This is a genomic window from Pseudomonas sp. Pmew2 (assembly GCF_058129885.1).
Map to the genome: position 1 here is coordinate 5,692,110 of NZ_CM176702.1, position 18,556 is coordinate 5,710,665.

Here is an 18,556-nt window from a genome sequence, read left to right on the forward strand (position 1 = left end):
ATACATTTTGGCTGGAGCGCTGCAGCTCTCACCGCGGTGAAAGAACAGGCTGGCAAGGCGAATATGGCAAAGACTGGCTGTACGAATCTTGAACAACAAAACGAAGATGGCGGATAGCCAACAAGGCATTTATGTATCGACCTTGCAGCTCGATGAGGAAAGCGCAGTTCGCTAAAGTGGATTGCATCCATGACTTGGCATGGGTTAAAGCAGACGCCACAGGGTCTCACGCGTCGCAGGATCGAAAGTCTGCGACTGACGCTTCATGACGCGCCTTAACCCATCGCCAATACAATCCGTCGGCATCGGACAGAACCCATGCTGACGAAACCATGGGCCATTCCAGGGTGGTTCGCGAAATGTTGTCAGGCTTACCGCATCAGCCCGACGCAAATGCGCGTATGCCACGACAGACGACAGCAGGCTTTTTCCAACGCCCTTGCCTGAAGCAAGGAGTTCGACCGAGATATTGTCCAGGTATAAGTAATCATCCAGTAGGCGCATGGCTACGAAACCGATGACTTCATCGCTATGCCTGTCTACAGCAACCATGACCCGGCAGGCTTCGAATCTGTCTGCGCCCAGCGGTGGGCTTTCGGCGACATGAGCCAAAGAGGGAATGATCGTATACCGCTGGCGAGCCCGCGCAGAGAGACGCTGCAACTGCTCCAGATCGTTGTCATGCGACAACCGCAGATCAAATTCCATCTGGCTTTTCTCCTTGGCTGGTCAACACTGCAGGTGAGGACGGCAACACGCATCAGGTGCTGCCGTCGGCCTTGTGCTCTTCAGCCAGGCAGGGCTCAGCGCCCGGCTGAAGAACAGCTATTTGCCATAGCGGCTGATGAACAGCGCGGCGCGTTTGGTCACCACGGGCAGCGAACCCAGATCGATGGTTTCATTCTCGCTGTGGGCACCTTGCCCCCACGCGCCAAGACCGTCCAGGCTCGCCGTTACATATTTGTTCACATAGGAAATATCGGCACCGCCTCTTTCCGCTGACGGAGCCGATTCCAGTGAAGGTCCATCAAGGTCCTGGCTGACCTTGCTGTAGGCTTGCAGAAGTTTGCGATTACTTTCGCGATCAACCATGACCGGCATGATTGCCTTGATCTTCAACTCGCTATGAGTCTGTGGCAGCGAGTGACTGGCTATTTCCTGCAGGCGGGCTTCGGTAGAGCTTCGCTGTTCTTCACTGCTGAACCGCAGGTCGCCATGCACGGACACTATTCTGGCGATTGTGGTTTTTCTCCCCGAGGCAGTGCCTTGCCCGTTTGGTACATCTTCCTGGGCTGTGGCGCCGCCCAGAATGAGCCCAGGGTTGATGGTCAAGCCTTGCTCACCGGAGAGTTTGGAGCGAATTTCATCAAGCACCCGGGCCGACTCGTACACCGCACCGAAACCGGTTTCAGGCTGAAAAATAGTCGCTGAGTGTTTGTCTATGCCGGTACTGGTCAAAAACCATTCGCTCAATCCTCTGCGCTCGGTGATTAACTGATTGGGCGACAAGGCGAATTCAAAGCCCAGTGCTATGTCACTTCTTTTGGCTTCGGCAATCAGCCATTCTCTGGAAATTTCAGTCGGCTTGGCCGCCAGCTCTTCGTCACCAACCAGGACCACAGAGATATTCATGTCCTGCAATGCGCCGCTGTGTTTCAGCGCCTGCAAGGCGTAAAGAATGGTGACCAGGCCGCCCTTATCGTCGATCACTCCGGGGCCTTTGGCTTTTTTGCCGCCATCTATCAATGAATACTCCTGAAACTTGCTGGTGGCCGGAAACACCGTGTCCAGATGGCCTATCAGCAAGATTCGTTTCGCAGACTTGTTACCGTCATGCACCGCGACAAGGCTACCGGCATGGTTCATCCCTGCCGGCAACTCGTGCCAACGGGTATCGAAGCCCAGCGCTTCCAACTCTGCCTTCATCAGATCACCGACCTTGACGACACCGTCCACGTTGTCCGTGCCGCTGTTGATGTTCACCAGTTTTTCAAGCAACGCGACCTGCTCGACACTGTGACTGTCGACGTACGAAGTAATGCTCTGTTCATCGAGCATCGTTCCTGCCAATGCGCCATGGCAGAAAAACAAAGTCGTGAGCAGGGAAATACTTTTTTTCATGAAGGATAAACTCCGCTTGGCCATTAGTGATGACCGGGGCATTGCGCCCGGGATCTCATCAGATTGCCCACAAGGAGCGATGCTGTGCCGTCATAAGTGTCGGGAAGGCTGATACGGTTCCATTGCGCCAGCAAGTGAACCACTATGAAGGCGGACGAACGGTAGTTGAAATTTTTTGGCCCGAAACAACGTCTGGACGGTGAGCCGAATAGCCAGCACAATCGGCTCACCTCAAAGGCATATCCAATGTCCGAACATCTCTGGATCTACTAGCGCTTCAAACGCGCTGCACTGGTCGCATCGACCGCAGCATCCAGCTCTGCACCGGCCAGAAATTGACTGTAATAGTCGTGCAGCTCGGCTTCCCAGCCCGCCACTTCATCAAGAGCTGCCTCGGCTTCTTCCTTGTTCAGGGCAAAGTGGGCGTGCTGGCTGAGCAGGTTGCCCCGGTTAAGACGTGGCCCTTCTATACCGACTGACATGGCGAGTGCCTGAGCAGGCCCTTCGTCCAGAATCGGCAGTACGTCGTACAGCGGCGATAACCTCCAGACGCCTTCTTTCCAGATGACGGCATGGTTACGAGGATGATCGTCGGCGTTACCGACCAGTACGTTATAAGCCATGCGTCGGTACAGTTCCTGTCGGTCCTGGTCTGGCGCACCACGGCGATACAACTCATCTGCAAGTGCTGCATATTGCCAGTCCGGGTGTGTCCGAGCCTTCCACTCGGCGTCCAGCAAGGTCAAACCGCTGAGCATCGGCAGCCGGCGAAAGCGCCGGGTCGGCTCATCAAAGACGCGGTCGAAGCGCTCGACCAGAAGCGTATTGATTCGCTCGCCGCGATACAAAGAGGTGTTGGCCGCCTGAAGCCCTTTAAGCCCTGCGAACGTCATGCAGGCATGCTCCACAGAGGGCAGGTCATAGTGATCGAACTTATCGCGAGGCTTGGCCAGAATCAGTTTTCTGTCGCCCAGATAAGTTCGCTTCGGACGAGCGCCGCCAGCGGAGGATCGCTGATCCCTGACTTTCAGCGCCTCTAATTGCTCACCACTAAGCTGGCTGTCGTAGATCGCTTCACAGGCATCGATGAAATGATCAAGCCCCTTGGCATGCAGGGCTTTGGGGGGCGTCTGGCCCAGTCCGTCCTGTGCTGTGCGAGCCAGTCCGGCCATGATGTTGCCCGCCCTGTCGCTGTTGGGAGATTTGAGCAAAAGCTGTATCGGGTCCAATGGGCCTTTTTCAACCCGATGCAACAACCGCTCCCCCCAGCCATCGGGCATGGCGTCATCGATAAAGCCCGGCACACCGCCATTTTTCGGCACGGAATAGGCCCGCGCAGACAACGGATACCTGAAGGGGTCCGGCACCCAGATGTTCTCCTGCACTGCATCAGGTGAATACTGAAACGTCCCGACACCGGACTGGATCGTCAATTTGCCCAGCGTTAGTGTCTGTCCGCTGACAGGACACTCCATATAAATGTAGGCCTGAGCCATCAGAAGTCCTCCGGCTTGCTTCTGGGCAGGCGAACGCGCTTGCGGTCGGCCGCTTCAAGCTGTTCGACGCTAAACGACTCGTCGTCTCGCAGCCCCTGAAACAAGCGCTCTGACACACCCAGCCCCCAGACCACCAGCATGAAGTCGCGCAGCGATACGCCGTCTGCGCTGCCTGCTTCGATGCGTCGAAATGTACGCAGCGAAATGCCCAGCCGCTCGGCAAGATCCACTTGCCGAACGCCCTGTTGTAGCCGGGCCTGCTTTACCAGCAGGGCAATCCGCAACAGCGTGTCGCTGCATTGAACGGGGAAAAAAGCTTTCATGAGCAGTTACCAGCGAGCAGGCGCGGGGGTTCAAGGAATCACAAAGTAGCACGTTTGCAGGCTTGAACCTGTAGATAATAGATCATAAAAGCACACATTAATGACCATAAAGCCTCATATAAAGGCATCTTAAAAAGTGCTGGATTTCATCCTTACTGAATTCAGATCGTGATTACTACCGCTTGAATCCACGATGTCATGTTCACTGATCACCAACATACACCACCCATCTCCTCTCAAAATGTGGCTTACTGAGACCTGCCATCATCCAATCAGGGAATCTCTTCCCTACCCTCGCGGTCTCTTAACGCATGACGAATTCGCGCTCTGCTTTCATACCCTCCTGGCTTCGCCCTGTTCTGCGTCCGCTGCTGGACCCATATCGCCGTTATCGGCATGCGCGGCTGATCCACGCGGCGCGGATTGCGGTGGGCTTGCTGGTAACGATTCTGTTGACCACGGGCCTCAATCTGCCTCATGGCGAGTGGGCGTCGGTGACAATGCTGATCGTCATCGGCGGTTTGCAACACCACGGCAATATCGGCAAAAAGTCAGTCGAGCGCGCCTACGGAACGTTGATCGGAGCTGGTCTTGGCCTGATCGTGGTGGTCCAGCAGGGCTATCTGGAAATGCCGCTACTGACCTACGCGATGATGTCGGTTATGTGCGGTTTTTTTGCTTATCACGCTATCGGCAAAGGCGGTTACACCGCGCTGCTGTCGGCAATAACGCTGTTTATCGTGGCCGGTCATGGCTACAACCCGATCAGTGACGGGTTGTGGCGCACCGTAGATATTTTGATCGGTATCGCGCTGGCGCTGGCCTTCTCCTTCGCGCTGCCACTGTATGCCGTGTTTTCCTGGCGCTACAACCTGGCCAGTGGCTTGCGTGACTGCGCCAAGGTCTATGGACGCATCGTGCAAGGCCAGCCGGTCGCCGCTGACGAGCATCTCAAGCTGACCGCCAGGCTCAACGCCACGATGCTGCAATTGCGCTCGCTGCTGCCGTCGGTTTCCAAGGAAGTGAAGATGTCCATGGTCGAGCTGGACGCCATTCAAGGCCATTTCCGCATGTGCCTGAGCACCCTGGAGATTCTCGCCAATATTCGCCCTGCCGATCTGGATAAAGTGGCGGGCGAGTCGTTTAAAACTTCACTGGATAACGATTACCGGCAGATACGTCGTCAGTTGATCGGCATGGCTCGCGCGCTGCAAACCGGCGCAACCGAGCGTCTGGTGCGCACATCGGAAAGCGCTCCCACGCAGCCGGTCATTCCAGCCGAGTTGATGGGCTATCACTTGATGACTCAGCAACTGGCACAGAACCTGGACGGGCTCCAGGCACGCCTGGCCAAGACCGCTAAACGCTGGAAGTTTTAAGGAAATACCCGTGCCCGATACCCGCCCGCCCGTGCTGGACGAAATTGATCGACAGTTGATCGCAGCGCTGCAAATCAATGCACGCGAAAGCGTCGCCATGCTCGCCCGTCAACTGGGCATCGCCCGTACCACCGTCACCTCCCGGCTGGCACGCCTGGAAAGCAGCAAGGTGATTACCGGCTATGGCGTGCGCCTTGGCCAGCGAGTGGTCAGTGGCGGATTGCAGGCGTATGTCGGCATCACCGTGCAACCTCGTTCGGGCAAGGAAGTGCTACGCCGACTCAGCGCCATGGCGCAGGTGCAGCAGTTATGTGCGGTCAGTGGCGAGTTCGATTATGTCGCCTGGCTGCGCACGGACTCTCCCGAGCAACTGGACCAGCTACTGGACCTGATCGGCAGCGTGGATGGTGTCGAGAAGACCACGACATCGATCATCCTCAGCAGCAAGATCGACCGCGGCCAGCCGGTATAAGCAAGCCATAGCTGCACGAAACCATACAAGATGACCAAAATATTCGTCACTTTGCATAAATAAACAGCATATCGACGACAATTTGCGTCTTATTAACGTGCCCGCCCTTCTCTAGACTGTTGTTTTCGCCGTTGCCCATCAAGGTCCGTCATGAAGAACAACCGTCACCCCGCCAACGGCAAAAAGCCGATCACGATGTTCGGCCCCGACTTCCCCTTCGCCTTCGATGACTGGATCGAACACCCGAAAGGTCTGGGCAGTATCCCGGCTGAAAATCATGGCGCGGAAGTAGCGATTATCGGTGCCGGTATCGCCGGGCTGGTGGCGGCCTACGAGCTGATGAAGATGGGCCTCAAGCCAGTGGTTTACGAAGCCTCCAAGATGGGTGGGCGGTTGCGTTCGCAAGAGTTTGAGGGTGCCAAAGGCATCGTTGCCGAACTGGGCGGCATGCGCTTTCCGGTGTCATCGACCGCATTCTTTCATTACGTCGACAAACTGGGCCTTGAGTCCAGGCCCTTTCCCAACCCGCTGACCGCCGCTTCAGGCAGCACCGTCATCGACCTGGAAGGCACCACCTATTACGCACAAATGCTCTCGGATCTGCCGGCGCTGTTTCAGGAAGTGGCCGACGCCTGGGCCGACGCACTGGAAAGCGGCTCGCAGTTCGGTGACATCCAGCAGGCCATCCGTGACCGTGATGTGCCGCGCCTCAAAGAGCTGTGGAACAAGCTGGTGCCGCTGTGGGACGACCGCACCTTCTACGATTTCGTCGCGACGTCCAAGGCCTTCGCCAAACTGTCTTTCTATCATCGCGAGGTATTCGGTCAGGTAGGCTTCGGCACCGGCGGCTGGGACTCGGACTTCCCCAACTCGATGCTGGAAATCTTCCGCGTGGTGATGACCAATTGCGATGAGCACCAGCACCTGATCGTGGGCGGCGTGCAGCAGGTGCCGGTCGGTTTGTGGAGCCATGTGCCCGAGCGTTGCGCACACTGGCCCAAGGGCACCAGCCTGTCTTCGCTGCACCGCGGCGCACCGCGTCCTGGCGTAAAACGCATTGCCCGCGCCGAGGACGGAAGCTTTACCGTGACCGACAACTGGGGCGACACCCGGCAATACGCCGCCGTGCTGACCACCTGTCAGAGCTGGCTGCTGACCACGCAGATCGAGTGCGAAGAATCGTTGTTTTCGCAGAAGATGTGGATGGCCCTGGATCGCACGCGCTACATGCAATCCTCGAAGACTTTCGTGATGGTCGACCGTCCGTTCTGGAAAGACAAGGACCCGGAAACCGGCCGCGACCTGATGAGCATGACCCTCACCGACCGCCTGACCCGTGGCACTTACCTGTTCGATAACGGCGACGACAAGCCAGGCGTGATCTGCCTGTCCTACTCGTGGATGAGCGATGCACTGAAGATGCTCCCGCAGCCCATCGAGAAGCGGGTGAAGCTGGCGCTGGATGCCTTGAAGAAGATCTACCCGAAAGTGGACATCGCAGCGCGCATCATCGGCGACCCGATCACCGTTTCCTGGGAGGCCGACCCGCACTTCCTGGGTGCCTTCAAAGGTGCGCTGCCGGGCCATTACCGCTATAACCAGCGCATGTACGCGCACTTCATGCAGCAGGACATGCCCAGCGAACAGCGCGGCATGTTCATCGCCGGTGACGATGTGTCCTGGACACCGGCCTGGGTTGAAGGCGCAGTGCAGACATCGCTCAACGCCGTGTGGGGCATCATGAACCACTTCGGCGGCAAGACTCACGCCGAGAACCCCGGCCCCGGTGACGTGTTTCATGAAATCGGCCCGATTGCACTGGGCGACTGACAGAAGGAAAAACCATGCGCATTGCGCTGTATCAATGCTCGCCGTTGCCGCTGGATATAAGCGGCAACCTGACGCGTCTGGAACAACAGGCCCAGGCTGCCGCAGAGCAAGGGGCACAGCTGCTGATCTGCCCGGAGATGTTCCTGACTGGCTACAACATCGGTGCACAGGCGGTCAGTGAACTGGCGCAAGCGCAGGATGGTCCGGCAGCGTCGCGCATTGCCGCCATCGCGCAAGCAAGCGGCATTGCGATTCTGTACGGCTATCCGGAGCGCGGGCCTGATCAACAGGTATACAACGCCGTGCAGTTGATCGACAGCCGGGGCACACGTCTGTGCAACTACCGCAAGACCCATCTGTTCAGTGAGCTGGACAGGTCGATGTTCGCAGCAGGCGAGGATCATTACCCGGTGGTCGAATTGAACGGCTGGCGTCTGGGCATGCTGATTTGCTACGACGTGGAGTTCCCTGAAAACACCCGTCGGCTTGCGCTGGCAGGGGCCGAACTGATTCTGGTGCCGACCGCGAACATGCTGCCTTACGACTTTGTCTGTGAAGTGACCGTACGGGCGCGAGCGTTCGAGAACCACTGCTACGTGGTGTACGCCAACTATTGCGGCAGCGAAGGCGCGATTCGTTACTGCGGGCTCAGCAGCCTCTGCGCACCGGACGGCAGCCGCCCGTTGCTGGCAGGTCAGGACGAAGGCTTGCTGGTGGGGACGCTGGACAAGGCATTGCTGGCCCAGGCCAGGACGGTGAACGACTATTTCGTCGATCGTCGGCCGGGGCTGTATACGTCGCTGACTTGATCCCGAGGCGTCACGCTGGGCGGTGCTGCACTGGAGTGACAATCTCGATTATCGTGCGACGCTCCGCGTCGGCATGCAGTTCTGGACGCTCCGCGTCCTGCCTTGGTTCAGCCATGCTCGCGAACTTCGCCGGTTATCCGCTAGCATGATGCTTTGCATTCCCTGCTGCCGTGGACACCCTCATGCCTGCCCCGCCTTCCTCTGACATCAAACGCCTCACGCTGGCCAACGGCCTGAATGTGGTGCTGTGTCACGAACCGCGCCTCAAGCGCTGCGCAGCTTCATTGCGCGTCGCGGCGGGCAGCCATGATGCGCCGCGGGCCTGGCCGGGGCTGGCGCATTTTCTGGAGCATCTGTTGTTCCTCGGCACCGAGCGCTTCCCTGCCAGCGAAAACCTGATGACGTTCGTGCAGCGCCATGGCGGTCAGGTCAATGCCAGCACACGCGAACGCACCACTGACTTCTTCTTTGAGCTGCCGCAGGCGGTCTTTGCCCAAGGGCTGGAGCGACTGTGCGACATGCTTGCCCGGCCGCGCATGACCATGGCCGATCAACTGCGCGAGCGCGAAGTGCTGCACGCCGAGTTCATCGCCTGGGTCGGCGATAGCGCATCACGCGATCAGGCGCGCCGGCTGGCATCGATCAATCCACAGCATCCGCTGCGCGGCTTTCATGCTGGCAATCGTTACAGCCTGTCAGTGCCCAACCCTGCGTTTCAACAGGCGTTGCAGGACTTTTATCGATGCTTCTATCAGGCAGGGCAGATGACCCTGTGCCTGAGTGGGCCGCTACCAATGGCCGAGCTGGAAACACTGGCAATCAACCATGGCGCAATGTTCGCCAGTGGTGTGAAGGCCATACAACAACCGCCCCCACCGCTGATTGCCAATCGACCAAAGGCTGACCAGCAAAACCACCTGCTGTTTGCCTTTGAGGACTTGCCGGACAAGTCTGACGAAGCGCTGGCGTTCTTCTGTCACTGGCTTAATGCAACTCAGCCGGGCGGACTGATTGCCGAGCTGGTCGACAGGGGCCTTGCCAGCTCCCTGAAAGCCGCACCGCTGTACCAGTTCGGCGGGCAGCTCTTGCTTGATATCGAACTGAAAGATGCCCTCGCGAACACTCTCACCATCAACAGCCTGTTTTTCAGCTGGCTCGATTTTTTCAAGGCTCACTGGCCGTTGCTGGTCGAGCAATACCAACGCCTCGAACAACGCCGCCTGCACATGCTCGGTGCGTTGGCGCTGGCACATCATTACTGTCGCGAGACGCCTGCGCAGTTAGGCGCGCAAGGCCAAGAGGCATTGCGCGCGCTGCTCGAACAGTTCACGCCCGACGCGCTGATCGGCTCCGCACTCGCCGATACCCACAGCATCGAGCAGGTCAATTGGCGTTTGCCAGCGCCGAATCCGTTTCTCGATACGGCACTCACCAACAGCGATGAAGCCGCGTTTTATCTGCGCTGGGAACTGCCCTCCCCGCAGCCAGCCCTCTGGCGGATGCTCAATGCAGAGCTCAAGCCATTGACCGAAGACGCACGTCAGGCCGGTGTAACTCTTACATTCAGTGCTTACGGGCCTTATTGGCAGCTTCAACTGAACGGCCTGCGCGAGCCGATGGTTGCGGTTATCGAACACGCCCTGCATCGCTTGCAGCACCCTGAGCCCGCATCGCTGGCAGGCGACGAACCTGAGCTGATTCCGATTCGTCAGTTGCTCAAACAGCTTGCCGATCATTACCTGAGAAGCGAACCGCAGCTGACGGTTGGCGATCTGCCAAGCGTATGGGCGGCTTCGCGCTGGATCAGCTTCGCCAGTGGCTTCTCTGCTGCCAGCCAGCCCTTGATAGACGCCACATTGAATGCAGCACCGGGCGTTCGGCAAACAGACTCGCCAAAGCCGCCCGCCACTTTCCCAGGCAAACGCTGGGCGACTGAAGCATCGTCCTCGTCGGAAGACGCAGTGCTGGTGTTTTGCCCGGCCCTTACGGCCTCCATTGAAGATGAAGCTGCCTGGCGGTTGCTCGCGCACGTGTCACAAGCGCTCTTCTACCAGCGGCTGCGGGTCGAGCTGCAACTGGGTTACGCCGTGTTCAGTGGCATCAGACAGATCAATGGAAGGACCGGATTACTGTTTGGTGTTCAATCGCCCTCCTGCGACGCAGGGCAGCTTTTTCAGCACATTGAGACGTTCATCGGCAGATTGCCCGAGCGGGTTCGCGACGCAGATGTGTCTGAGCAGATAAAAGCCCTTTCAGCCCAATTCGAGCCGTCGAGCATGCCGGACCAGCAGCAGGCGGAAATGCAGTGGCAAGCGCATCTTGCCGGCCATCAGGGTAGCCACTCGCAGGCGTTGCAACGCGCTCTGTCAAATCTGGATACACACTCGTTACTCACTGCTACGGAGCAGCTGACCAATGCCACTGGCGGCTGGCTGATCGTGGCCAATCGCCCTGCCAACGCGGCCATCCCGCTATCCTTACCTGAACGGTAATGGTCTTTCCTGCAGATTCCAGTCCTGCGCAATTGTTAAATTGAGTAACATAGCTCCCTAACTATCTGAACGGATGCCTTCAGCGATGCACTAAGATGTAGTCACCAACCGCAGCACTTATCCGAGGAGATTTTTATGTCGTGGACTAAACCTGCTTACACTGATCTGCGTATCGGTTTTGAAGTCACCATGTACTTCGCAAGCCGTTGATTTCAGTGCGCTGTGAAGCCTCGGTTCGCCGGGGCTTTTTTTATGGTTGTGGCGTTTTTTATTTCAGAACGTGTGCCAGGAGCTGTCATGTACATCCAGATTCTAGGTTCTGCTGCTGGTGGTGGATTCCCCCAGTGGAACTGCAACTGCGTCAACTGCGCAGGTTTTCGCGACGGTAGCCTGCGTGCTCACGCGCGGACTCAGTCGTCGATTGCGCTGTCCGACGACGGCATAAACTGGGTGCTGTGCAACGCCTCACCGGATATCCGTGCGCAACTGCAGAGCTTTGCGCCGATGCAGCCGGGGCGCGCATTGCGCGACACCGGCATCAGCGCGATCGTGTTGATGGACAGCCAGATCGACCACACCACCGGTTTGCTCAGCCTGCGCGAAGGCTGCCCGCACCAGGTCTGGTGTACAGACATGGTCCATGAAGACCTGAGCACCGGCTTCCCGCTGTTCGAAATGCTCAAGCACTGGAACGGCGGCCTGAACTGGAACCGCATCGAATTACAGGGCAGCTTTGTGATTCCGGCCTGCCCGAACCTGCGCTTCACGCCCTTTCCGCTGCGCAGCGCCGCCCCGCCCTACTCGCCACACCGTTTCGACCCGCACCCGGGCGACAACATCGGCCTGCTGGTCGAAGACACCCGCACTGGCGGCAAGCTGTTCTATGCCCCGGGCCTGGGCAAGGTCGATGAAGCACTGGCCGAGAAAATGCGTGATGCCGACTGCCTGCTGGTCGACGGCACAATGTGGGACGACGACGAAATGCAGCGCCGTGGCGTCGGCACGCGTACCGGCCGGGAAATGGGCCATCTGGCACAGAACGGCCCCGGCGGCATGCTGGAAGTCCTCGAAGGCTTTCCCGAGCAGCGCAAAGTGCTTATCCACATCAACAACACCAACCCGATTCTCGACGAAGACTCCCCGGAACGTGCGGAGCTGGTTCGTCGCAACGTCGAAGTGGCCTTCGATGGCATGAGCATCGAGCTTTAGGAGCTGACATGAGCGAAGCGACTGCACTGTCCCCCGCCGAATTCGAACAGGCCTTGCGCGCCAAGGGTGCCTATTACCACATCTATCACCCGTACCATGTGGCGATGTACGAGGGTCGTGCAACCCGCGAGCAGATTCAGGGCTGGGTCGCCAACCGTTTCTACTATCAGGTGAACATTCCGCTCAAGGACGCGGCGATTCTGGCCAACTGCCCGGATCGCGAGATCCGTCGCGAGTGGATTCAGCGCTTGCTTGACCATGACGGTGCGCCCGGCGAAGACGGCGGCATCGAAGCCTGGCTGCGCCTCGGCCAGGCCGTGGGGCTCGACCCGGACCAACTGCGCTCTCAGGAACTGGTGCTGCCAGGCGTGCGTTTTGCCGTCGACGCCTACGTGAACTTCGCCCGCCGCGCCAATTGGCAGGAAGCGGCCAGCAGCTCGCTGACCGAACTGTTCGCGCCGCAGATCCACCAATCGCGCCTGGACAGCTGGCCGCAGCATTACCCGTGGATCGACCCGGCAGGCTACGAGTATTTCCGCACTCGCCTGGGCCAGGCCCGACGCGACGTGGAACACGGCCTCGCCATCACGTTACAGCACTACACTACATATGAAGGCCAGCAGCGCATGCTGGAAATCCTGCAGTTCAAGCTCGATATCCTGTGGAGCATGCTCGATGCGATGTCCATGGCCTACGAGCTGAACCGCCCGCCGTATCACAGCGTTACAGACCAAAAAGTCTGGCATAAGGGGATTACGCTATGAAGCACGATCCGCAGTTCCGAGCGTTGACACCCAAATGGCATCAAGGCTACCGCTTTCAGTACGAGCCTGCGCAAAAGGCGCATGTGGTGCTTTACCCTGAGGGCATGATCAAACTCAATGATAGCGCTGCCCTGATTGGCGGGCTGATCGATGGCAAGCGCACCATCACCGCCATCATTCATGAGCTTCAGCAGCAGTTCCCCAATGTTCCCGAACTGGGCATGGACGTCGACGAGTTCATGGAAGGCGCCAAAAAGAAAAACTGGATCGATCTTGTCTGACCTGGCCCCCGTCACCAACACCCCGTACATACCGCTCACTCCCGAGGTCGGGCTGCCCCTGTGGCTGCTCGCCGAGCTGACCTATCGCTGCCCATTGCAATGCCCGTATTGCTCCAACCCGCTGGATTTTGCCAAACAGGGCCAGGAGCTGACCACCGAGCAGTGGTTCAAGGTCATGCAGGAAGCGCGGGAGATGGGCGCGGCACAGATCGGCTTTTCCGGCGGCGAACCGCTGGTGCGCCAGGACCTTGCCGAGTTGATCGCCGAGGCGCGGCGCCTGGGTTTCTACACCAACCTGATCACCTCGGGCATCGGCCTTACCGAAGAAAAGATCATCGCCTTCAAGGAAGCAGGCCTGGACCACATCCAGATCAGCTTTCAGGCCAGCGACGAGCAGGTCAACAACATGCTCGCCGGCTCGAAAAAAGCCTTCGCGCAAAAACTGGAGATGGCCAAGGCGGTCAAAAAGCACGGCTACCCGATGGTGCTGAATTTCGTCACCCATCGGCACAACATCGACCGCATCGACAAGATCATCGAGCTGTGTCTGGCGCTTGAAGCGGACTTCGTCGAACTGGCCACCTGTCAGTTCTATGGCTGGGCGCACCTGAATCGCCTCGGCCTGCTGCCGACCAAGGATCAACTGGTCCGCGCCGAAGCCGTCACCAATGAATACCGCGTCCGGCTGGAGGCAGAGAATCATCCGTGCAAGCTGATTTTCGTCACGCCTGATTATTACGAAGAGCGTCCCAAAGCGTGCATGAACGGCTGGGGCAATATCTTCCTGACCGTGACACCAGATGGCACCGCACTGCCCTGCCACGGCGCACGGCAGATGCCGATCCAGTTCCCCAATGTGCGCGACCACAGCATGCAGCACATCTGGTACGACTCGTTTGGCTTCAATCGCTTTCGCGGTTACGACTGGATGCCCGAGCCGTGCCGCTCGTGTGACGAAAAGGAAAAGGACTTCGGCGGTTGTCGCTGCCAAGCCTTCATGCTGACCGGCGACGCCGCCAATGCCGACCCGGTGTGCAGCAAATCCTATCACCACGGGATCATCACTCAGGCTCGTGACGAGTCCGAAACCGCTACTCAAACCATTGAAGAGCTGGCCTTTCGCAATGACCGAAACTCACGACTCATCGCAAAATCCTCCTGAACGCCTGAGCGCCGCCCAAGCGGTCGCTGCAGGCGTCGACTTCGCCGAACTGGATGTCAGCTCGGCGGGCCTGTTCTGGAACGAATACCGCCCCGAAGACGGCGCCTGTCGTATCTGGCACTGGTACGCGAACAGCAAGCGCTGCCTGACGCCACAAGGCTTCAGCGTTCGCAGCCGGGTGTATGAATACGGTGGTGGTTCGTTCTGTCTGGCCGACGACGCGCTAGTGTTCGTCAATGAGCGCGACCAGCAATTGTACCGCCAGACGCTGGGCGCCAGCGCGCCGGTTGCGCTGACGGAGGGCGACAAGCGTTATGGCGGCCTGTTCTTTAGCGGTGGTCAGATTCTCGCCGTTGAAGAAGACCGCAATACGCATCGGCTGGTCGCTATCGATCTGGCTGACGGGCAGCGCCGATTGCTGGCAGAAGGCGCTGATTTCTACGCATCGCCGATCATCAGCGCCGACGGCAAGCGCCTGGCCTGGATCGAATGGCAACGCCCGCATCAGCCGTGGACCAGCACCCGCTTGATGTGTGCAGCGAGACAAGACGACGGCAGCTGGGGCACTGCGCAGTGTGTTGCAGGCGAAGGCGCACAAGAGTCGCTGCAACAGCCACGTTTTGACGCCCACGGTCGCCTGCATTGCCTGACTGATCGCGCTGGCTTCTGGCAGCCGTGGGGTGAATCGCCTTCCGGGTTTGCGCCGCTGCCCGCCAGCCCGGCCGATCACGCTTCTGCGCCTTGGCAACTGGGCAGCTGCACCTGGCTGCCGATCAACGATGGCTATCTGGCGAGCTGGATCGAAGACGGCTCCAGTGTTCTGGGGCTTTGTCAGGCTGACGGCAGCGTCGAGGATTTCAGCGTTGGCTACAGCCGCTTTCGCAGCCTCGCCATTGACGAAGAGTTCGTGTATTGCATCGCGGCATCCGCGGTGAGCACATCTGCCGTGCTGGCTATTTCTCGCCACGACGCCGGTGTTCAGGTGCTTGCCGGGGGAGGCTCGCCGCTGCCGCCCGAACTGATCAGCCGCCCTCAGCCGCTGCGTTATCCCAGCGGTGGAGCCGAGGCCTACGGCTATTTCTACCCGGCCATGACCGGCACGCAAAAACCGCCATTGGTGGTGTTCATCCATGGCGGCCCGACTTCCGCCTGCTACCCGGTGCTGGACCCACGTATTCAGTATTGGACACACCGCGGCTTCGCCGTGGCAGACCTCAATTATCGCGGCAGCAGCGGCTACGGTCGCGCCTATCGGCAAGGCCTGCACCTGGCATGGGGCGTGGCGGACGTGGAAGATGCCTGTGCGGTTGTCACGCATCTGGCGGGACGTGGCCTGATTGACCAAGGACAGGCCTTCATTCGCGGCGGCAGCGCGGGTGGTTACACCACACTTTGTACATTGGCCTTCAAGGATGTGTTTCGTGCAGGTGCCAGTCTTTATGGCGTCAGCGACCCGGTAGCACTGGCCAGGGCCACGCATAAATTCGAGGGCGATTACCTGGACTGGCTGATCGGCGACCCGGACAAGGACATCGAGCGTTATCAGGATCGAACGCCGCTGTTGCACGCAGACCGCATCAAGGTGCCGGTGATTTTCTTTCAAGGCGAGCTGGATGCCGTGGTAGTGCCCGAACAGACCCGGGCCATGCTCAAAGCCCTGCAAGACAACGGCATCAAGACTGAAGCGCACTTCTACGCAGACGAGCATCATGGATTCCGCAAGGCGAGTAACCTGGCAGATGCTCTGGAGAAAGAATGGCGTTTTTATCGGGATGTGCTTGATGCCTGATCAAGCCGTGTGATCGTTCCCGCAGCAGGGAACGATCAACGAGTGCTACTGCGTGGTCGGGCGACCTTGTTACTTGCGCGAGAGTTACTTGCGCGAGACGATGATGTAGATCGCGTGGATGATCCCCGGGATATAACCCAGCAGGGTCAGCAGGATATTCAGCCAAAAAGCGCCAGCAAAGCCTACTTGCATGAACACGCCTACCGGAGGCAGCAGAATGGCGAAAATGATACGAATGATGTCCATGAAAAGCTCCTGATTGAATTGGCTCTGATTGGCCATACAGCTAATCGACCCTGGCCGTCGGTGAGGGTTCAACCGGCTCTGGCACCGCGCCATTATTCTTTCTCGGGAGAGGATCAGGACAAGCGTTGCACTGCGGGCACAGCATCGTGTGCTGCGAGCGGAAAGAAAACAGAATCGTCAAAACGCAAACAAAGAAAACCCCGCCTAAGCGGGGCTTTCCAGACTGTTTCCCTGATTTCCCTTTCACCCCACCGTCCTGGCAGGCTTCCCTACGTGTCCCTGTTATGTCTTGTTGCGCGTCCTGCGCTACGTCCATGGGTGAAGATTAACTTTGGATCCCTTTCTTGGGAAGAGGTCAATTGGCACCACGCAGTGTAAGCAAATGCTTACAAGGCTTTTGCAGGTCAGAATTGTGACGCCTTCAACAGGTACAGCGAATCGCTGCCCGCGCGCACCGAGGCATCCAGCGAGTGGATACGCGGCAGCAGGCGCGCGAAGTAGAAGCGTGCGGTGCCCAGCTTGCTCGCATAGAACTCCTCCTGCTGCTCTTTACCGAGCGCCGCCTTGGCCATCATCGCCCACATGTAGGCGTAGGCGGTGTAACCAAACAGATGCAGATACTCCACAGACGCAGCGCCGATTTCATTGGGATTACCGCGCGAGCGGTCCAGCACCCAGCCAGTCAGCTCATCCAGCATGTTCAAGGCTTTTGCCAGCGGCTGGGCGAACTCGTTAAGTGCGCCATCCGCGCCATTGATGAACTGGCGCACTTCATCCGAAAACAACTGATAGAACGCGCCGTTCGAACCGACGATCTTGCGCCCCACCAGGTCAAGCGCCTGAATGCCATTGGTGCCTTCGTAGATCTGCGTAATGCGCACGTCACGTACCAGCTGTTCCTGGCCCCACTCACGGATGTAACCGTGACCGCCGAAAACCTGCTGGCCATGAACAGTGGTTTCCAGACCGATATCACTCAGGAACGCCTTGGCGACCGGGGTCAGCAGCGCCACCAGATCATCGGCACGCTTGCGCGCGGCATCGTCTTCGCTGAACTTGGCGATATCCAGTTGCAGGGCGACGTAGCTGGAAAACGCACGACCGCCTTCGTTGAACGCTTTCATGGTCAACAGCATGCGACGCACGTCGGGGTGGACGATGATCGGGTCAGCAGCCTTGTCCTTGTTCTGCGCTCCGGTCGGGGCGCGGCTCTGTAAACGATCCAGCGCATACTCGACGGCGCTCTGGTAAGACCGCACGCCCGACGCCAGGCCCTGAATACCAACGCCCAGACGCTCGTAGTTCATCATCGTGAACATCGCCGCCAGCCCCTTGTTCGGTTCGCCGACCAGGTAGCCGGTAGCGTCGTCGAAGTTCATCACGCAGGTCGCCGAAGCCTGGATACCCATCTTGTGCTCGATTGAGCCACAGCTGACGGTGTTGCGCTCGCCAAGGCTGCCGTCGTCGCCGACCATGAACTTGGGCACCAGAAACAGCGAAATGCCTTTCGGCCCGGGCGGTGCATCCGGCAACTTGGCCAAGACCAGATGAATGATGTTTTCGGTCAGGTCGTGTTCGCCGCCGGTAATGAAAATCTTGCTGCCGGTGATCTTGTAAGCGCCGTCCGCCTGCGGTTCGGCCCGGGTCCGAATGATGCCCAGATCGGTACCGGCGTGGGCCTCGGTCAGGCACATCGACCCGGCCCAGACGCCTGAATACATATTGGGCAGAAATTTGGTCTTGAGCGCTTCGCTGGCGTGGGTGTCTATCGATACGCAGGCGCCGGACGTGAGCATCGCGTACAGACCGAACGCCAGACTGGCAGAGTTGAGCATCTCTTCGACCTGAGCCGACACCACCTTGGGCATGCCCATGCCGCCAAACTCGGGATTGCCGCCTACACCGACCCAGCCGCCCTCAGCGTAGGTCTTATAGGCCTCGGGAAAACCTGCAGGTGTGGTGACGACGGTGTCCTTCCAGTGGCAGCCCTCCTCGTCACCGTTACGGCTCAGCGGCGCAATGGTCTTGCTGGTCACTTTACCGGCTTCTTCGAGAATGGCTTCGACCGTTTCAGCATCGACTGTTTCGGCCAGCTCGGGCAGTTGAGCCCAGAGCTTTGAAACCTCGAAGACTTCATTAAGGACGAAGCGCATATCGCGCAGTGGCGCTTTGTAGTCAGCCAT

Annotated in this window: 17 protein-coding genes; 11 read left to right on the forward strand and 6 right to left on the reverse strand. The window is 58.7% G+C overall.

Going from position 1 to position 18,556, the window contains the following annotated elements; translation table 11 throughout:
- Positions 1-204: 204 nt before the first annotated feature.
- From AC4ANK_RS26340 to AC4ANK_RS26355, 4 genes are all read right to left on the reverse strand, one after another.
- Positions 205-708 carry a GNAT family N-acetyltransferase gene (locus AC4ANK_RS26340; RefSeq protein WP_005735085.1) on the reverse strand — a complete coding sequence of 168 codons (504 nt, stop codon included), beginning with the start codon at positions 706-708 and terminating at the stop codon, positions 205-207.
- 117 nt (positions 709-825) lie between these two features.
- Positions 826-2,121, reverse strand: a complete 1,296-nt coding sequence (locus AC4ANK_RS26345) for a M20 family metallopeptidase (RefSeq protein ID WP_031596857.1) — start codon at positions 2,119-2,121, stop codon at positions 826-828.
- Positions 2,122-2,390: 269 nt separating this feature from the next.
- Entirely contained in the window at positions 2,391-3,617 is a 1,227-nt protein-coding gene (locus AC4ANK_RS26350; protein WP_031596855.1) for a type II toxin-antitoxin system HipA family toxin, read from the reverse strand.
- Complete coding sequence (locus AC4ANK_RS26355) at positions 3,617-3,940, reverse strand: helix-turn-helix domain-containing protein (RefSeq protein ID WP_004654729.1); 324 nt, start codon at positions 3,938-3,940, stop codon at positions 3,617-3,619. Before AC4ANK_RS26355 ends, AC4ANK_RS26350 begins: the two co-directional genes overlap by 1 nt.
- A gap of 311 nt (positions 3,941-4,251) precedes the next feature.
- Here AC4ANK_RS26355 and AC4ANK_RS26360 point away from each other — a divergent pair, with 311 nt between their 5' ends.
- The 11 genes from AC4ANK_RS26360 (at position 4,252) to AC4ANK_RS26410 (ending at position 16,127) form a co-directional block, all read left to right on the forward strand.
- Positions 4,252-5,319, forward strand: a complete 1,068-nt coding sequence (locus tag AC4ANK_RS26360) for an FUSC family protein (protein ID WP_002555555.1) — start codon at positions 4,252-4,254, stop codon at positions 5,317-5,319.
- Between the two features lie 10 nt (positions 5,320-5,329).
- Positions 5,330-5,791, forward strand: coding sequence for an Lrp/AsnC family transcriptional regulator (locus AC4ANK_RS26365; RefSeq protein ID WP_002555556.1), 462 nt, complete (start codon positions 5,330-5,332; stop codon positions 5,789-5,791).
- Positions 5,792-5,941: 150 nt separating this feature from the next.
- Positions 5,942-7,621 carry a flavin monoamine oxidase family protein gene (locus tag AC4ANK_RS26370; RefSeq protein WP_002555557.1) on the forward strand — a complete coding sequence of 560 codons (1,680 nt, stop codon included), beginning with the start codon at positions 5,942-5,944 and terminating at the stop codon, positions 7,619-7,621.
- Between the two features lie 14 nt (positions 7,622-7,635).
- Complete coding sequence (locus AC4ANK_RS26375) at positions 7,636-8,430, forward strand: carbon-nitrogen hydrolase family protein (RefSeq protein ID WP_002555558.1); 795 nt, start codon at positions 7,636-7,638, stop codon at positions 8,428-8,430.
- Between the two features lie 182 nt (positions 8,431-8,612).
- Positions 8,613-10,922: a pyrroloquinoline quinone biosynthesis protein PqqF gene (pqqF, locus tag AC4ANK_RS26380; protein WP_002555559.1), complete on the forward strand. Its 2,310-nt coding sequence runs from the start codon at positions 8,613-8,615 to the stop codon at positions 10,920-10,922.
- A 135-nt stretch (positions 10,923-11,057) separates the two neighbouring features.
- A complete protein-coding gene (gene pqqA, locus AC4ANK_RS26385) occupies positions 11,058-11,132 on the forward strand; it encodes a pyrroloquinoline quinone precursor peptide PqqA (protein ID WP_003422658.1) in 75 nt (24 codons plus the stop codon).
- An 87-nt stretch (positions 11,133-11,219) separates the two neighbouring features.
- Complete coding sequence (pqqB, locus tag AC4ANK_RS26390) at positions 11,220-12,131, forward strand: pyrroloquinoline quinone biosynthesis protein PqqB (RefSeq protein WP_002555560.1); 912 nt, start codon at positions 11,220-11,222, stop codon at positions 12,129-12,131.
- An 8-nt stretch (positions 12,132-12,139) separates the two neighbouring features.
- Positions 12,140-12,895: a pyrroloquinoline-quinone synthase PqqC gene (gene pqqC, locus AC4ANK_RS26395; RefSeq protein ID WP_002555561.1), complete on the forward strand. Its 756-nt coding sequence runs from the start codon at positions 12,140-12,142 to the stop codon at positions 12,893-12,895.
- On the forward strand, positions 12,892-13,176 hold the full coding sequence (gene pqqD / locus AC4ANK_RS26400; RefSeq protein WP_002555562.1) for a pyrroloquinoline quinone biosynthesis peptide chaperone PqqD: 285 nt from the start codon (positions 12,892-12,894) through the stop codon (positions 13,174-13,176). Before pqqC ends, pqqD begins: the two co-directional genes overlap by 4 nt.
- A complete protein-coding gene (pqqE, locus tag AC4ANK_RS26405; protein WP_002555563.1) occupies positions 13,169-14,338 on the forward strand; it encodes a pyrroloquinoline quinone biosynthesis protein PqqE in 1,170 nt (389 codons plus the stop codon). The genes pqqD and pqqE overlap by 8 nt, the downstream gene beginning before the upstream one ends.
- The gene (locus AC4ANK_RS26410; protein ID WP_005735076.1) at positions 14,301-16,127 is read left to right on the forward strand and encodes a S9 family peptidase; all 1,827 of its coding nucleotides are present in this window, start codon (positions 14,301-14,303) and stop codon (positions 16,125-16,127) included. Before pqqE ends, AC4ANK_RS26410 begins: the two co-directional genes overlap by 38 nt.
- An 84-nt stretch (positions 16,128-16,211) precedes the next feature.
- Here the strand turns inward: AC4ANK_RS26410 and AC4ANK_RS26415 are convergent, their stop codons facing one another.
- Both AC4ANK_RS26415 and AC4ANK_RS26420 read right to left on the reverse strand, forming a co-directional pair.
- Complete coding sequence (locus AC4ANK_RS26415; protein WP_002555565.1) at positions 16,212-16,373, reverse strand: YqaE/Pmp3 family membrane protein; 162 nt, start codon at positions 16,371-16,373, stop codon at positions 16,212-16,214.
- A gap of 404 nt (positions 16,374-16,777) precedes the next feature.
- On the reverse strand, positions 16,778-18,556 hold the full coding sequence (locus AC4ANK_RS26420) for an acyl-CoA dehydrogenase C-terminal domain-containing protein (protein WP_002555566.1): 1,779 nt from the start codon (positions 18,554-18,556) through the stop codon (positions 16,778-16,780).

Excerpts from the sequence above, each read along its gene's own strand:
- pqqB (WP_002555560.1), top strand. The coding sequence starts at position 11,220 with ATGTACATCCAGATTCTAGGTTCTGCTGCTGGTGGTGGATTCCCCCAG.
- AC4ANK_RS26410 (WP_005735076.1), top strand. The coding sequence starts at position 14,301 with ATGACCGAAACTCACGACTCATCGCAAAATCCTCCTGAACGCCTGAGC.
- AC4ANK_RS26340 (WP_005735085.1), bottom strand. The coding sequence starts at position 708 with ATGGAATTTGATCTGCGGTTGTCGCATGACAACGATCTGGAGCAGTTG.
- AC4ANK_RS26345 (WP_031596857.1), bottom strand. The coding sequence starts at position 2,121 with ATGAAAAAAAGTATTTCCCTGCTCACGACTTTGTTTTTCTGCCATGGC.
- AC4ANK_RS26350 (WP_031596855.1), bottom strand. The coding sequence starts at position 3,617 with ATGGCTCAGGCCTACATTTATATGGAGTGTCCTGTCAGCGGACAGACA.
- AC4ANK_RS26375 (WP_002555558.1), top strand. The coding sequence starts at position 7,636 with ATGCGCATTGCGCTGTATCAATGCTCGCCGTTGCCGCTGGATATAAGC.
- pqqD (WP_002555562.1), top strand. The coding sequence starts at position 12,892 with ATGAAGCACGATCCGCAGTTCCGAGCGTTGACACCCAAATGGCATCAA.
- pqqF (WP_002555559.1), top strand. The coding sequence starts at position 8,613 with ATGCCTGCCCCGCCTTCCTCTGACATCAAACGCCTCACGCTGGCCAAC.
- AC4ANK_RS26370 (WP_002555557.1), top strand. The coding sequence starts at position 5,942 with ATGAAGAACAACCGTCACCCCGCCAACGGCAAAAAGCCGATCACGATG.
- AC4ANK_RS26355 (WP_004654729.1), bottom strand. The coding sequence starts at position 3,940 with ATGAAAGCTTTTTTCCCCGTTCAATGCAGCGACACGCTGTTGCGGATT.
- pqqC (WP_002555561.1), top strand. The coding sequence starts at position 12,140 with ATGAGCGAAGCGACTGCACTGTCCCCCGCCGAATTCGAACAGGCCTTG.
- AC4ANK_RS26360 (WP_002555555.1), top strand. The coding sequence starts at position 4,252 with ATGACGAATTCGCGCTCTGCTTTCATACCCTCCTGGCTTCGCCCTGTT.
- AC4ANK_RS26420 (WP_002555566.1), bottom strand. The coding sequence starts at position 18,556 with ATGGCTGACTACAAAGCGCCACTGCGCGATATGCGCTTCGTCCTTAAT.
- AC4ANK_RS26415 (WP_002555565.1), bottom strand. The coding sequence starts at position 16,373 with ATGGACATCATTCGTATCATTTTCGCCATTCTGCTGCCTCCGGTAGGC.